Origin of the sequence: Pseudomonas sp. (assembly GCF_030684895.1) — a bacterium.
Taxonomy (GTDB): Bacteria; Pseudomonadota; Gammaproteobacteria; order Pseudomonadales; family Pseudomonadaceae; genus Aquipseudomonas.
In genome coordinates, this window is sequence record NZ_JAUXXP010000025.1 from 39,357 (window position 1) to 52,268 (window position 12,912).

A 12,912-nucleotide genomic window follows, 5' to 3' on the forward strand; every position below is an offset into this window, starting at 1 on the left:
AGAAGGTTCACGCATAAAAAGCCCCCCACAACAGCAGCAGCGCCAACCACAGCAACACGCCACCGTTGACCAAATTGAGTGCCCGTTCGATATCGCGTGCCTTGGGTTGCGGGCCCGCGCCCAGCTCGGGTCGTATATGCAGCTCACCGTGATATTCCGCCGCGCCGCCCAGGCTAACGCCCAGCGCCCCAGCGCCTGCGGCCATCACCGGACCGGCATTGGGGCTGTCCCACAGTGGCGCTTGGTTTCGCCAGCAGCGCAGCGCCAACAGCGTTCGGCCGAGCACTGCATAGGTCAGGGCCACTAAACGCGCGGGAATGTAATTAAGAACATCGTCGATCTTCGCCGCAGCCCAACCGAAACGTTCATAGCGCTCATTACGGTAACCCCACATGGCGTCCAGGGTATTGCTCAGGCGGTACAACACCACACCCGGTGCACCGGCAATCACAAACCAGAACAACGCGGCAAACACCGCGTCGCTGCCGTTTTCCAGCACCGACTCGCTGCCAGCGCGGGCCACGCCAGCGGCATCCAACTGTGCGGTATTGCGGCTGACCATATAACCGACCCGCTCACGCGCCAGACGCAAATCGCCCAGGCGCAGCGCCTGGGCCACCGGCATGGCATGCTCGCCCAGGCTTTTCAGGCCAAGAGCGGCGTACAGCGCAAGAATTTCCACCGCCCAGCCCAAGCCGCTGATCTGGCTCAGCAGCCAAGCCAGCAACGTTAGCGGCAACACCGCCAGACACCATGCGCTGACGCCGTGGCTGCGCCAACCGCCGCCCGCCGGATTGAAGCGCTGCTCGATACGCTCGGCCATACGACCAAAGGCCACTAACGGATGCCAGCCCTTGGACTCACCAAAAATCGCATCCAGAGCGACCCCGGCGCAGGTGCTAAGAACCAGGCTCATGACGTGCCCCATTTGTTCTCGAACAACAACTCGCTAAGCGGCCGTGGCTCGGCCCAACCTTGCTGCACCAGCATCGGCGCCTCATAGAACTCCGTCACTGGCCCCAGACACAGCACCGCCAGCGGTTTACTGCCGGTCGGCATAGCGAGCAAATTTGCCAAGGCCAGCGGCTCGAACAGTGACACCCAGCCCATCCCCAAGCCTTCGGCGCGCGCCGCTAGCCAGAGGTTCTGAATCGCGCAGGCCAGCGACGCCAAGTCCATTTCCGGCAAGGTGCGCCGACCAAACACATGAGCCTCACGCCCTTCCATCAGGGCCACCACCAACAGTTCGGCACAGTCGCGAATACCCTCGACCTTTAGCTGCATAAATTCGTCACTGCGCTCGCCCAGAGCCTCGGCGGTGCGCACGCGCTCCTCCTCCACCAAACCGTGAATCGCCTCGCGCAAGGCCGGGCGGGTGATGCGAATAAAGCGCCAAGGCTGCATCAACCCGACACTTGGGGCCTGATGCGCGGCTTCGAGCACGCGCGCGAGCAATGCAGGAGCGACCTCGCCGCCGCTGAAATGACGCATATCGCGACGCTCGGCAATGGCGCGATACACCGCCGCGCGCTCTAGCGGGCTAAAGGCCTGCTCACTCATGCCGGCGATCCGGGGAGAAACAGCGCGGCGGCGGCAGCCGGATCGGACGGCAGATAGAAGTGGATATAGGAGGCCGTCATCCGCCCCTGGCGATAGACCGCTTCACTGGTGCGCTTGTAGTTCGGGCACTCGCCACGGGTCAGCGGTTGCAGTTCGCTGCTGAGTGCCGAGTAGTGGAAACTGTGGCCGCGCAGCAGCCCTTCCGGCAGCTCAGCCTGCTGCAAGGCCATGGCCGTCATGCGCGGTTGCAAGGTGGCCTCGCCGCTTAACAAGCCAAGCATCTGCCCGCTGGCGCCCTGCTTGTCGGTCAGTTTATCGAGCAGATAGAGCATGCCGCCGCACTCGGCGTGGATCGGTTTGCCTGCCTCGTGGTGAGCGCGGATTGCCTCGGCCATGGGCTGGTTGGCTTCAAGCGTGGCCAGGTGCAGCTCCGGGTAGCCGCCGGGCAGATACAGGCTGTCGATATCAGGCAGTTGCTGATCGCTGAGCGGTGAAAAGAAGGTCAATTCGGCGCCCAGTTCGCGCAGCAGATCGAGGTTGGCCTGGTAGAGAAAAGCAAAGGCGCTGTCGCGCGCCACGCCAATCCGCACGCCCTTAAGCAATTGCGCGGGCCTTGCCTGCTCGGGCGCCGCGAAGCTGACTGGCGGCGGCAGGCTGGTATCGGCACTGGCGGCCAAGGCATCGGCGGCGGCATCCAGGCGCGCATCCAGATCAGCCAGTTCCCCCGCCTGCACCAGGCCCAGATGGCGGCTCGGCAAGCCGACTTCGGCGCTGCGCGGCAAAGCACCGTACCAGCGGATCGAGGCTGGTAGCGCGTCGCGCAATATCTCGCCGTGCCGCGTGCTGCCAACCCGGTTGCCGAGCACCCCGGAGAACGGCAGATCAGACTGAAAGGTCGCCAGACCATGGGCCATGGCACCAAAGGTCTGCGCCATGGCCGAACCGTCGATCACCGCCAGCACCGGCACGCCGAAATGCCGCGCCAGGTCGGCCGCCGAGGGCGTGCCATCGAACAGGCCCATCACCCCTTCGATCAGAATCAGATCAGCTTCACCTGCGGCTTCCCAGAGCAGCTTGCGGCTCTCCGCCTCGCCAACCATCCACAAATCGAGCTGATACACCGGTGCACCGCTGGCGCGAGCGAGAATCATCGGATCGAGAAAGTCCGGGCCGCACTTGAACACCCGCACGCGCTTGCCCTGGCGTGCATGCAAGCGCGCCAGCGCGGCGGTAACAGTAGTCTTGCCTTGGCCGGAAGCCGGGGCGGCGATCAGCAGTGCGGGGCATTGACGTGCAGACATCAGTACTCCACCCCTTTCTGCGCCTTAACCCCGGCCTTGAACGCATGCTTGATCAGGCTCATCTCGGTGACGGTGTCCGCCGCCTCGATCATCCCCGGCAACGCGCCGCGACCGGTTACCACCACATGCTGCAGCAGCGGCCGCGCTTCGATATCGGCGAGTACCGCGTCGAGTTCCAGGTAGCCGTATTTCAGCGCGATATTCAGTTCGTCGAGCACCACCAGGCCTATGCCTGGGTCGTCCAACAGCTGCGCCGCCACCGCCCAGGCTTCGCGCGCCTTGTCGATATCGCGCTGGCGATCCTGGGTTTCCCAGGTAAAGCCCTCGCCCATTACGTGGTAGCTGACTTCATCGGGAAAGCGGCGGAAGAAGGTTTCTTCGCCGGTACTGGCCGCGCCCTTGATAAATTGCACCACGCCGACCTTGAGGCCGTGACCCAGAGCGCGGGCGACCATGCCAAAAGCGCTACTGCTCTTGCCCTTGCCATTGCCGCTGTGCACCAGCAGCAGGCCGTACTCGTCCTGGGCCTGGGCAATCTTTTCATCGATCAGGGCTTTCTTGCGGGCCATGCGCGCCTTGTGCCGGGCGTCACGCTCAATCGATTCAGTCATCGCACTGCTCCACCGCCACAGGGCGATCTGGCTGGAAAAAGCATGCGGAGATAGGGAAAGCGCGGGCCTGCACACAGCGCAAACCACACGCCAGCCATCGCCCTCCGCGATGCCGTGGACTGCAACAGGCCGGTCTCCGGGCTTGTGAGCGAACCTTGCGGTTCTATGCCACGCCTTCCCATGCATTCAGCACAGTGGCACTCGCGGCGTTTAACTCACTTACCGTTGCGGGGGCAGCGTCGGAATGACTGGCGTAAACACACAGCGCACCGACTTCCCAGTTTCACCCCGCACACGCACAGCGTCGGGGGCACCTGTTACAAGGCGCGAAGGGTAGAGAGTTCGCGATTAAGCGTCAAACGAATGCGCCGCTTGCACCCGTGAATCAATGGCAGATCAATGCCTGGGCATAAAGCCTGCGGGCTTGCTGGCCAGCCACTCAACAAAGGTACGCAGGCATTCATCACTGAGCAGGCTGTCGCGGTTGTTGTAGGTCAGCGCCAGCTCCTTTTCGCTGAACAGGCGGTGGATCTGGTTGTGGCAGGCGCGGCAGACCCAGAGCGTGGCGCTGATGCGCTCGCTTTTGCCAAAGCGCTTCTGCACATAGACCTTGTTGTGCAGCGCCTTGGGGATCAGGTGATGGCGCGTCAAAGCGGCAGCACGGGCGCAGAGTTCGCAGGCATCAGGTTGTTCGGGTAGACGAATAGGTTCGGGCATACGGTTTCAGCGTTTACGGCACAGGCTCAGGCCATCGCCCAACGGCAGCAGGGACAGGTCGATACGTGGATCATCATGCAGTGCCAGATTCAGCGCTTGAATCGCGCGGGTGTCGACGCTTTCGGGGTTTTCCTCAAGCACGCGCCCGCTCCACAGGGTGTTATCGAACAGGATCAGTCCGCCCTGGCGCACCAGGCGCAGGGCATGTTCCAGATAGGCTGGGTAATTGGCTTTGTCGGCGTCGATAAACAGCAGGTCGATACTGCCAGCCAAACCTTCAGCCTCCAGTGCAGCAAGGGTTTGTAACGCCGGGGCCAGGCGCTGTTCGATACGCGAGCTTAGCCCTGCTTCGCGCCAGTAACGCTCGGCCGTGGCGTTGTACTCGCCGGGGATATCACAGCAGATCAGCCGACCATCCTCGGCCATGGCCTGGGCCATGCAGATGGCGCTATAGCCGGTAAAGGTGCCGACCTCAACAATCCGTCGTGCGCCAGTCAGCTGCACCAGCAGGGCCATAAACTGCCCCTGCTCGGGGGCAATCTGCCAACGCGCCATGCTCAGCTGCGCGGTTTCCTCACGCAGGCGCTTGAGCAGCGATGTTTCACGCAGGGAGACATTCAGCAGGTATTGATACAGGGCGGAATCGAGATTGAGCGTTCGGTTGGTCATGCCAACTCCCTCTGCAAATCACAGCTGTCAGGGGTTGCGCGCCAGTTCCGGGGTGAATACGCGCTTGGCGTTCAGGTAGGTGCGCTGCCAGTAGGTATTGCTCAGGCTATCCAGGCGTACGGTGCCGCCGCTGGAAGGCGCGTGAACAAAACGTCCATCGCCGACATAGATACCGGCATGGCTGACCTGGCTGCCGCCATTGGTGGCGAAAAACAGCAGATCACCACTTTGCAGGCGGTCGCGGCCAACAGCCGGGGCGCGCATGCTGATCAGCTCGCGGGTCGAGCGCGGCAGGCTGATGCCCGCTGCATCGCGGTAGACATAACCAATCAGGCCACTGCAATCAAAGCCGCCATCCGGGGTATTGCCGCCGTAGCGATAAGGCGTGCCGACCAAGCCAAGTGCGCGAAACAGCACATCATCAGCATTGCCGTTAAAGCTACCGATAGGTGCATGCACAACAGGTTTTGGGGTTGGTGCAGGGGCATTGCTGGCGCAGGCACTGAGCAGCGCGGCAAGCACAATCAAGCTGAGACGGGCGATAGCGGTCATGGACGAGCGATCCTGAGCCGAGATGCGCCCTACTCTGCCGGCTTGCACATCGTAGTGCAAGCTTTAGCTTTGGTTGGCAGGTTATTGAAAACTATCGAGATGCGCTGGAGTATCGATTAATCGCAGCGACCGAAGAGATTCAGTCGCAGCTCACGAGACTCAAGGGTGACGCACAACCGACTCGCTTGGAGCCAGCGCCAGGGCACGTTTGGCCTCGATAAAGGTACGCGACCAGTAACGATCATCCAGACTATCGACCCGCACGCCGCCACTGCGGCTGCTGCTGGAGTGGATAAACTGGTTATCGCCCATATAGATGCCGGCATGGCTCACGCGATTACGGCCATTGGTGCTGAAGAACAGCAGATCGCCCGGCTCCAACTCGTCACGTTCAACCAGCGGTGCGTCGATATTGATCATGTCGCGGGACGAGCGCGGCAATTGCATACCCAGCTCTTCCTTGAACAGATAACCGATAAAGCCGCTGCAATCGAAGCCTGACTTCACCGAGCTGCCGCCAAAACGGTAACGGGTGCCCACCAGCGACAGGCCGTGAGACAGAATGCTGTCAGCCAGTTGCGGCAGTTTGTAGGATTTTTCTTCAGTGAAGTCGCCCAGAGCCGCTTCTTTGGCCTGTTCGTCAAACTCGGCAAGGTCTGTCGAGGAGAACACTGCAGGCTGGGTTGCCAGCTGCGGCTGCGGGGCATGGTTGGCACAGGCGGCCAGAACCAGGGAGAGTGCGATAGGCACGAGGGGTGCGAGGCGTTTGAGCATGGGCACGACCGTGTCGGTGAATTTCACAAGAGCGCGACTATGCCCTCTATGGCATGCATTTGCAAATTCTATGGCTCTAAATGTGACTCAGCAGTTCCGGCAAAACATCTAACGCCCGCCCTTGCAGATGCACATCCACCCGAGCGCTCAAGTCGGTGCGCTGCGGGTTGATCTCCACGGTAAAGCCGCCCGCCTGGCGGGTACGCAGCAGCGGTTCGACGATATACGGGAAGCTTGCGCTGGTACCAATACTGATTACTACCTCAAAACCTTTGCGCACCTCGTCATACAGCGTACTGATGGCCTGCTCGGGGAGCATTTCCTCGAACAACACCACGGGCGGGCGCAGCACCCCGGCGCACTGCCGGCATTTGGGTGGCAGCGGTCGCTCGAGATGTTCTGCCAGCTCGGCGTCAACCGCGCCGCAGGACTGACAATACAGCGGCGCCAGCTCACCATGAATCTCGATCACCCGCTCCATCGGACTGCCAGCAGCGCGGTGGTAGCCGTCGATATTCTGGGTCAGCAGCCAGCATTGCGGCTTTCTGCGCTGCAGCTCGGCAATCGCATGGTGCCCGGCATTAGCTTGGGCGCCCAGGCAAGCCTTGCCCAGCTCCGCCAGGTATTTCCAGCACAGCGCCGGATCACGCTGCAGCATCGAGCCGGACAACGCCGCCTCAATCGGCAAGCCTTCGGCAGTGTGGCCGTTATACAGGCCGCCGAGGCCGCGATAGGTGGGCAAACCGGAGTCGGCGGACAGCCCGGCACCGGTGATCAGCAGGATGCGCTCAGCCTGTTTGATTGCTTGGGCAACACGGGCAATGACCTTGTCCATCTCGATCCCTCATGCGCCGGGTGGTCGACGCTCTTTTCGTCCACCGCAACGGCGCCATGGTGGATGGAAAAGCGTCATCCACCCTACACCTACCGCCTCAGTGGTTAGCCGTATGTGCCAGCATCACTGACAGCTGACACAGCGGCCGCCCGCTCTGCTCGTGCCATTGGTTGAACGCGGCTTGCACGGCGGCCAGCTCTTTCAGGCTGGTGGGCGCCTTGTCGATGATCTTCTGCGCCTTGAGTGCCGCGACCATGTCATCGCTGGGCACAAAGGTGTCCTTGCCGACCATGCGCAGAAAACGCGGCGCAGACAGCCCGCCGAGCTGGCTACCGTGCTTGGCCAGGTACTTCCACAGGCCAACGATATCGCTCACCGGCCAGTCGGCGATCAGCGCGCCGAAGCTGCCCTTGTCCTTCTGCACATCGAGGATGAACTGGGCGTTGCGCGGCACACTCTTGAGCTTGCCCAGATGGCGGATGATGCGCGCATCCTGCATCAGGTTTTCCAGACGCTCGGCGCCCATCAGCACGACTTTCTCTGGATCAAAACCGAAGAACACCTGCTCGAAGGCCGGCCACTTGGCGTCCACCAAGCTGTGCTTTAAACCGGCGCGAAACACCCGCAGGCTGAGCACCGACAGATAGCGATCATCACTGATCGCGCGCAGCTCCTCGGCGCTGCGCGGCTGCGGCAGGATCGACTCCAGCGCAGCGGCCGAGCCGAAGCGGTTCAGGCAGTACTCGTTAAGCCATTTGTAATCGCGCATCGGACAGTCCTTGGGCCGGGAAACCGCTGAATCAGAGGTTCATTACGTCGAGAAAACGCGGCGTGGCGCTGTCGTCGATCTTCAGGCTCTTGAAGTCGAACAGGTTGCGGTCAGCCAGCTGCGACGGCACCACGTTCTGCAGCGCGCGGAACATGATCTCGGTACGCCCCGGCGACTTGCGCTCCCAGTCCTGCAGCATTTCCTTGACCACCTGGCGCTGCAGGTTTTCCTGGGAGCCGCAGAGGTTGCACGGAATGATCGGGAATTCCTTGAGCTGGCTGTAAGCCTCGATATCCGCCTCGTTGCAGTATGCCAATGGGCGAATCACCACATTGCGGCCGTCATCGGCTCGCAACTTAGGCGGCATGGCTTTGAGGGTGCCGCCGTAGAACATATTGAGGAAGAAGGTTTCCAGGATGTCATCGCGGTGATGCCCGAGGGCCATCTTGGTCGCACCGATCTCGTCGGCAAAGGTGTACAGCGTGCCACGGCGCAGGCGTGAACACAGCGAGCAGGTGGTCTTGCCTTCCGGGATCTTCTCTTTGACCACCGAGTAGGTGTCCTTCTCGACGATGTGGTACGGCACACCAATGGACTCCAGATAGGCCGGCAGCACGTGCTCAGGGAAGCCGGGCTGCTTCTGATCCATATTCACCGCAACAATCTCGAACTTGATCGGCGCGACCTTCTGCAGGTGCAGTAGCACGTCGAGCATGGTGTAGCTGTCCTTGCCGCCGGACAGGCAGACCATGACCTTGTCGCCATCCTCGATCATGTTGAAGTCGGCAACGGCTTCGCCGGCCTGGCGACGCAGGCGTTTTTGCAGTTTGTTCTGATTGACCGAGAGGGTGCCCATGGTGCGCTGGAATCCGGAGGGTTACGAAAGTGCGGCATTTTACCCAGAAAGCGTGACGCGCCCTACCCCAATCAAAGTGAAATGCTAGGCTGCGCCGATGAACGACGACTTCGACCCGGGCCTCGACCTGCCCGAACAACTGCACCAGCTGCTGCGCGCCGCCCCTGCCGGCCTTGGCGAGTACCAGCTGATCCAGCTGCTGAAAGCCCGCCAATGTGCGCATATCCCCAACCTGCCGCTGACTGACAAGCTGGCGCTGTTTCGCACGCATTTTCTGCTGTTCAACGCGCTCTACCGGCTACGTGAACGACTGTGGGCGGCGCAGAGCGGCTATCTGCAGATCAGCGCATTGAATATCCAACTATTGCCCTATCAGCCCGGCAGCGCAGAAATAAGTCAACACGACCCGCTGCGCGACTATTACCTCGACCTGAGCCAGCTCAACGACACCGACGAGCAGGATGTGGCCAAGCTGTTGTTGAGCTTCTGGACGCGCATGCACGGCAGCGAAGAGAAACAGGCGGCGCTGGAGTTGTTTGAACTCGAAGGCCGTGAGCAGTCGCTCAATCTCGCCACTATCAAGCACCGCTACCGGCAACTGGTGAGCCTGCATCACCCTGATCGCGGCGGTAACACGGCGCGCCTGCAGTCGATCAACAAGGCCATGGAAATCCTCGAACGCTATTACGGGCGTGCTTGAGAGTCCGATTTGCTCTAACGCCGCGCCTTTGTCCTTATTAATGGCTGCCTATACTGCGACATACGGTCGCATAGGTTCGGCCCTGTACCTGATGCCGCTGCACACGCGAATCAGGCGCTGCGCTGGGGGGCGACCGCTATAAAAATAGGAGGTCTGGCATGATCCATCACGTTTGGGGGCTATTCACCCATCCCGACCAGGAATGGCAGGAAATCCGTGGCGAAGAAGAAACCATCAGCCACATGTATCTCACCCACGTACTGATTCTCGCGGCAATTCCCGCAGTCTCGGCCTATATCGGCACCACCCAGGTCGGTTGGGCAATCGGCAATCGAGCGCCGGTGATGCTGACCGAGGCCAGCGCGCTGCAAATGACCGTCATGACCTACCTGGCAATGCTTGCCGGGATAGCTGTAATGGGCGCGTTTATCCACTGGATGGCGCGCACCTACGATGCCAGCCCGAACCTCACGCAATGCGTGGTATTTGCGGCCTACACCGCTACACCGCTGTTTATCGGCGGGCTGGCGGCGCTCTATCCACATCTCTGGCTGGCCATGGTGGTGGGCACGGCGGCCATCTGTTACACGGTGTACCTGCTCTACGTCGGCATACCGACCTTTATGGGCATCCCCGAGGATGAAGGCTTTATGTTCTCCAGCTCGGTGCTAGCGGTAGGCCTGGTGGTACTGGTGGCGATGATCGCCGCCTCGGTGATTCTCTGGGGCTTTGGGGTTGGCCCGGTGTACACCAGCTAAGGCAATGCCTGATGACACACAACGAAACCACCTGCGGGTGGTTTCGTCGTTTCAGGGCTGCGGGCACTGCCCGCCTTGGGCATAATTGCCACCCCAGTCCTGAACGCCGCACTTATGCCCGAACACCTTCTGAGCCGCGTAGAACACTGCTACCAGCAGGCTGAAGCCTTTTTCAAACGACCCTTTGCCCGCGCCGAGGTGAGCTTCAAGCTGCGTGGACAAAAGGCTGGCGTGGCGCACCTGACGGAAAATAAGCTGCGCTTCAACCCGCAGCTGTACCGGGAAAATCGCGAAGATTTCCTCAGGCAGACCGTGCCCCACGAAGTAGCACACCTGATAGCACATCAATTGTTCGGCCTGAGGATTCAGCCCCATGGCGAGGAGTGGCAACTGATCATGCGTGGCGTGTATGAGCTGCCGCCCAACCGTTGTCACAGCTATGCGGTGCAGCCGCGCACGGTCAGCCGCTATATCTACAGCTGCAGCTGCCCACAGGGCGAATTCCCCTTCTCTGCCCAACGCCATTCCCTGGTCAGCAAAGGCCGGCGCTACTACTGCCGGCGTTGCAAGGTGACCTTGAGCTATACCGGCGAACAGCGCGTCGAATAACCGGAGTTGGAATTACAGGACGTAACGCAACACCGCGACAAAATGCATCAGGCTGCCGCCCATGGCGAACAGGTGCCAGATGCCGTGCCAATGGCGGAAGCGGCTGTCATAGGCGAAGAAGATGATGCCCACGGTGTACAGCACCCCGCCGCCGGCCAGCCAGATAAACCCGGCCATGCCCAGCGCGGCGATCAGCGGTTTGACCGCGACCAGCACAATCCAGCCCATCACCGCGTAGATCACAATCGACAGCACACGCGCCTCGGAGCGCGGCTTGATCTCCTGCAGCATGCCGATGATAGCCAGCGTCCAGACGATGCCAAACAGCGTCCAGCCCCAGGAACCTTCAAGCGTTATCAGGCAGAACGGCGTATAGCTGCCGGCAATCAGCAGGTAGATCGACAGGTGATCGAGCTTGCGCATCAGCACTTTCGCCCGGCCCTGCACGCTGTGATAAAGGGTGGAGATGCTATAGAGCAGCACCAGGGTCAGGCCATAGATCGCCACGCTGATGATCTTGCGCAGCTCGCCATCCAGGCTCGCCAGCAGCAAGAGCCACACCGCCCCTGCGCAAGCCAGAAGTGCCCCGACCAGATGGGTCCAGGCGTTGAAGCGTTCCCCGTGATACATGTTTTCCGTTCCCAAGCCGCCCACTGGCGCGAATGCATCAGGCTTATGCCGGAAAAAAACTTATTTGACGAGCACCACGTTGCCGCTCCGCATAAAGTACAGCGCGAATCACGCTATCAGGATGCACTCAGGCGCGCGGCAGGCTGACGCGAATCAGACAACCCGCGCCGTCATCTTCCTGCTGCACATCGCCGCCCTGGGCGCGGGCCAACGCGCGGGCGGCGGCGAGCGGTTTGTTGCTGGCTGGACGCACTGGTAGCAACAATTTCACTTGCGCCGGATCTTCATCGATCATCACCAGGCTCAGCTGGCTGCCCACTGGGCAAGCGCTATGGGCGTGCTTGAGCACGCGGTAGAGCAAGGCATGGCAAAGCCCAGGATCGGCCATCACCGCCGCACTGCTACCCAGCGCTGTTTCCAGCTGAATATCGACGCCACGATCGCCATAACGCTGGCGCAGCTCGCTGATCAGTTCACGCAGTAGTGGATTCAGCCGAATGCTTTCAGGGCGCAATTCACGCTGCCCGGCTTCAAGGGACAACTGCTCGCCCGCCAGCTCCAACAGCTCCTTCATCTGCTGGCTGCTTTGCGTGGCCAGTTGCACCTGCTGTTTCTGCGCCGCATTGAGCGAGGCATCCTGCGTCAGGCTCTGCAACACCTCGACACATTGGTTAAGCGGTTGCTGTAGGTCGTGGCTGATCAAACTCAGCATGTCCGTACGTAAAGCGGCCAGTTCCAGCAACTGATCCAGGTCGGTCTGCAACTGCCGGCGATGCTCGACATAGCGCATCAGGTTGCGCACGCGAATGCGCAGCAGGGTTGGGTCAATCGGTTTGAACACATAGTCCACCGCGCCCAGCGACAGCCCTTGCTCACGGGAGCGTTCATCACTCAGGGCGGTAACGAAAATAATCGGGATATGCTCCGAAGCATGGTGCTGACGCAGCCGGCGCGCCACCTCGAAGCCGTCCATGTCGGGCATCATCACATCCAGCAGGATCAGGTCCGGCGGGTTGTCTGAATGGCAGATGGCGATGGCTTTCTCGCCGTTGTGCGCCAGCTTTACCTTGAACTGATCGCGAAACAGCCCGGCCAGCAACTGCAGGTTCTCCGGCGTGTCATCGACCACCAGAATGCTCGCGCGCTCTTCGCCTTGCGGCAGGCTGGCTTGCACCAGCAGATCGTCGCGCTGCAGGGAGCGCTGCACGCGCTCCAGCAAGCGCTGGGTAGTAAAGGGTTTGACCAGCAGATCGCGGATACCCAGTTGAATGGCGCGCTGCACATCCTGGCGCTGCATGGCGCTGGACATCAGTACAAAGGGAATCTGCGCCAGCGCTTCATCGCTGCGCATGCCTTCAAACAGCGCCAGCCCGGTTGAACCGGCCAGGTTCTGTTCACTGAGCACCAGCGACACTTGGCTCTGCCGCAGTTGCTGCAATGCACTCGCCACATCGTTGGCCTGCAGCACCTGGGCCACGCCATGGCGCTGTAACTCATCGACCAAGGCGCGGGTCAGTACCGGGTCGCTATCAACAACTAACAGCGTGGTGGCGTTATTTGACATGCGGCAG

16 protein-coding genes and 1 riboswitch are annotated in these 12,912 nt (G+C 61.2%); of the genes, 3 read left to right on the plus strand and 13 right to left on the minus strand.

The features are described 5' to 3' along the window. Window positions 1-7: 7 nt before the first annotated feature. The 11 genes from cbiB to ttcA all read right to left on the minus strand — a co-directional run bounded on the left by cbiB (window position 8) and on the right by ttcA (window position 8,644). A complete protein-coding gene (gene cbiB / locus Q8M42_RS05190; RefSeq protein WP_304865168.1) occupies window positions 8-916 on the minus strand; it encodes an adenosylcobinamide-phosphate synthase CbiB in 909 nt (302 codons plus the stop codon). Beyond that, the gene (gene bluB, locus Q8M42_RS05195; RefSeq protein WP_304865170.1) at window positions 913-1,560 is read right to left on the minus strand and encodes a 5,6-dimethylbenzimidazole synthase; all 648 of its coding nucleotides are present in this window, start codon (window positions 1,558-1,560) and stop codon (window positions 913-915) included. Before bluB ends, cbiB begins: the two co-directional genes overlap by 4 nt. After that, complete coding sequence (locus Q8M42_RS05200; RefSeq protein WP_304865172.1) at window positions 1,557-2,861, minus strand: cobyrinate a,c-diamide synthase; 1,305 nt, start codon at window positions 2,859-2,861, stop codon at window positions 1,557-1,559. The genes bluB and Q8M42_RS05200 overlap by 4 nt, the downstream gene beginning before the upstream one ends. Beyond that, entirely contained in the window at window positions 2,861-3,472 is a 612-nt protein-coding gene (cobO, locus tag Q8M42_RS05205) for a cob(I)yrinic acid a,c-diamide adenosyltransferase (RefSeq protein ID WP_304865174.1), read from the minus strand. Before cobO ends, Q8M42_RS05200 begins: the two co-directional genes overlap by 1 nt. 109 nt (window positions 3,473-3,581) lie before the next feature. Beyond that, window positions 3,582-3,805, minus strand: a riboswitch (cobalamin riboswitch). Between the two features lie 63 nt (window positions 3,806-3,868). After that, window positions 3,869-4,189, minus strand: a complete 321-nt coding sequence (locus Q8M42_RS05210; protein ID WP_304865176.1) for a hypothetical protein — start codon at window positions 4,187-4,189, stop codon at window positions 3,869-3,871. A gap of 6 nt (window positions 4,190-4,195) precedes the next feature. Beyond that, window positions 4,196-4,858 carry an O-methyltransferase gene (locus tag Q8M42_RS05215; RefSeq protein WP_304865177.1) on the minus strand — a complete coding sequence of 221 codons (663 nt, stop codon included), beginning with the start codon at window positions 4,856-4,858 and terminating at the stop codon, window positions 4,196-4,198. A gap of 27 nt (window positions 4,859-4,885) precedes the next feature. Beyond that, complete coding sequence (locus tag Q8M42_RS05220; protein ID WP_304865179.1) at window positions 4,886-5,410, minus strand: C40 family peptidase; 525 nt, start codon at window positions 5,408-5,410, stop codon at window positions 4,886-4,888. A 159-nt stretch (window positions 5,411-5,569) separates the two neighbouring features. Then, entirely contained in the window at window positions 5,570-6,184 is a 615-nt protein-coding gene (locus tag Q8M42_RS05225) for a C40 family peptidase (protein ID WP_304865181.1), read from the minus strand. A gap of 76 nt (window positions 6,185-6,260) precedes the next feature. Beyond that, the gene (locus tag Q8M42_RS05230) at window positions 6,261-7,025 is read right to left on the minus strand and encodes an NAD-dependent deacylase (RefSeq protein WP_370692700.1); all 765 of its coding nucleotides are present in this window, start codon (window positions 7,023-7,025) and stop codon (window positions 6,261-6,263) included. Between the two features lie 91 nt (window positions 7,026-7,116). After that, window positions 7,117-7,788 carry a DNA-3-methyladenine glycosylase I gene (locus tag Q8M42_RS05235; RefSeq protein WP_304865186.1) on the minus strand — a complete coding sequence of 224 codons (672 nt, stop codon included), beginning with the start codon at window positions 7,786-7,788 and terminating at the stop codon, window positions 7,117-7,119. A 31-nt stretch (window positions 7,789-7,819) separates the two neighbouring features. Continuing rightward, window positions 7,820-8,644, minus strand: a complete 825-nt coding sequence (gene ttcA / locus Q8M42_RS05240; RefSeq protein ID WP_090253070.1) for a tRNA 2-thiocytidine(32) synthetase TtcA — start codon at window positions 8,642-8,644, stop codon at window positions 7,820-7,822. Window positions 8,645-8,741: 97 nt separating this feature from the next. Here ttcA and Q8M42_RS05245 point away from each other — a divergent pair, with 97 nt between their 5' ends. From Q8M42_RS05245 to Q8M42_RS05255, 3 genes are all read left to right on the plus strand, one after another. Further along, window positions 8,742-9,344, plus strand: a complete 603-nt coding sequence (locus Q8M42_RS05245) for a DNA-J related domain-containing protein (RefSeq protein WP_304865190.1) — start codon at window positions 8,742-8,744, stop codon at window positions 9,342-9,344. Between the two features lie 158 nt (window positions 9,345-9,502). Beyond that, window positions 9,503-10,102 (plus strand): Yip1 family protein, encoded by a 600-nt coding sequence (locus tag Q8M42_RS05250; protein ID WP_304865192.1) that lies wholly within the window; start codon window positions 9,503-9,505, stop codon window positions 10,100-10,102. Window positions 10,103-10,216: 114 nt separating this feature from the next. Next, window positions 10,217-10,711, plus strand: coding sequence for a SprT family zinc-dependent metalloprotease (locus Q8M42_RS05255; RefSeq protein ID WP_304865194.1), 495 nt, complete (start codon window positions 10,217-10,219; stop codon window positions 10,709-10,711). A 12-nt stretch (window positions 10,712-10,723) separates the two neighbouring features. Here the strand turns inward: Q8M42_RS05255 and Q8M42_RS05260 are convergent, their stop codons facing one another. Together Q8M42_RS05260 and Q8M42_RS05265 are read right to left on the minus strand one after the other, a co-directional pair. Beyond that, a complete protein-coding gene (locus Q8M42_RS05260; RefSeq protein ID WP_304865196.1) occupies window positions 10,724-11,341 on the minus strand; it encodes a hemolysin III family protein in 618 nt (205 codons plus the stop codon). A 127-nt stretch (window positions 11,342-11,468) separates the two neighbouring features. Continuing rightward, window positions 11,469-12,905 carry a response regulator gene (locus Q8M42_RS05265; RefSeq protein WP_304865198.1) on the minus strand — a complete coding sequence of 479 codons (1,437 nt, stop codon included), beginning with the start codon at window positions 12,903-12,905 and terminating at the stop codon, window positions 11,469-11,471. Window positions 12,906-12,912: the final 7 nt, after the last annotated feature.

Bases quoted from the DNA above. Each gene is read 5' to 3' on its own strand.
- cbiB (WP_304865168.1), bottom strand. From the start codon at position 916: ATGAGCCTGGTTCTTAGCACCTGCGCCGGGGTCGCTCTGGATGCGATT.
- bluB (WP_304865170.1), bottom strand. From the start codon at position 1,560: ATGAGTGAGCAGGCCTTTAGCCCGCTAGAGCGCGCGGCGGTGTATCGC.
- Q8M42_RS05200 (WP_304865172.1), bottom strand. From the start codon at position 2,861: ATGTCTGCACGTCAATGCCCCGCACTGCTGATCGCCGCCCCGGCTTCC.
- cobO (WP_304865174.1), bottom strand. From the start codon at position 3,472: ATGACTGAATCGATTGAGCGTGACGCCCGGCACAAGGCGCGCATGGCC.
- Q8M42_RS05210 (WP_304865176.1), bottom strand. From the start codon at position 4,189: ATGCCCGAACCTATTCGTCTACCCGAACAACCTGATGCCTGCGAACTC.
- Q8M42_RS05215 (WP_304865177.1), bottom strand. From the start codon at position 4,858: ATGACCAACCGAACGCTCAATCTCGATTCCGCCCTGTATCAATACCTG.
- Q8M42_RS05220 (WP_304865179.1), bottom strand. From the start codon at position 5,410: ATGACCGCTATCGCCCGTCTCAGCTTGATTGTGCTTGCCGCGCTGCTC.
- Q8M42_RS05225 (WP_304865181.1), bottom strand. From the start codon at position 6,184: ATGCTCAAACGCCTCGCACCCCTCGTGCCTATCGCACTCTCCCTGGTT.
- Q8M42_RS05235 (WP_304865186.1), bottom strand. From the start codon at position 7,788: ATGCGCGATTACAAATGGCTTAACGAGTACTGCCTGAACCGCTTCGGC.
- ttcA (WP_090253070.1), bottom strand. From the start codon at position 8,644: ATGGGCACCCTCTCGGTCAATCAGAACAAACTGCAAAAACGCCTGCGT.
- Q8M42_RS05245 (WP_304865190.1), top strand. From the start codon at position 8,742: ATGAACGACGACTTCGACCCGGGCCTCGACCTGCCCGAACAACTGCAC.
- Q8M42_RS05250 (WP_304865192.1), top strand. From the start codon at position 9,503: ATGATCCATCACGTTTGGGGGCTATTCACCCATCCCGACCAGGAATGG.
- Q8M42_RS05255 (WP_304865194.1), top strand. From the start codon at position 10,217: ATGCCCGAACACCTTCTGAGCCGCGTAGAACACTGCTACCAGCAGGCT.
- Q8M42_RS05260 (WP_304865196.1), bottom strand. From the start codon at position 11,341: ATGTATCACGGGGAACGCTTCAACGCCTGGACCCATCTGGTCGGGGCA.
- Q8M42_RS05265 (WP_304865198.1), bottom strand. From the start codon at position 12,905: ATGTCAAATAACGCCACCACGCTGTTAGTTGTTGATAGCGACCCGGTA.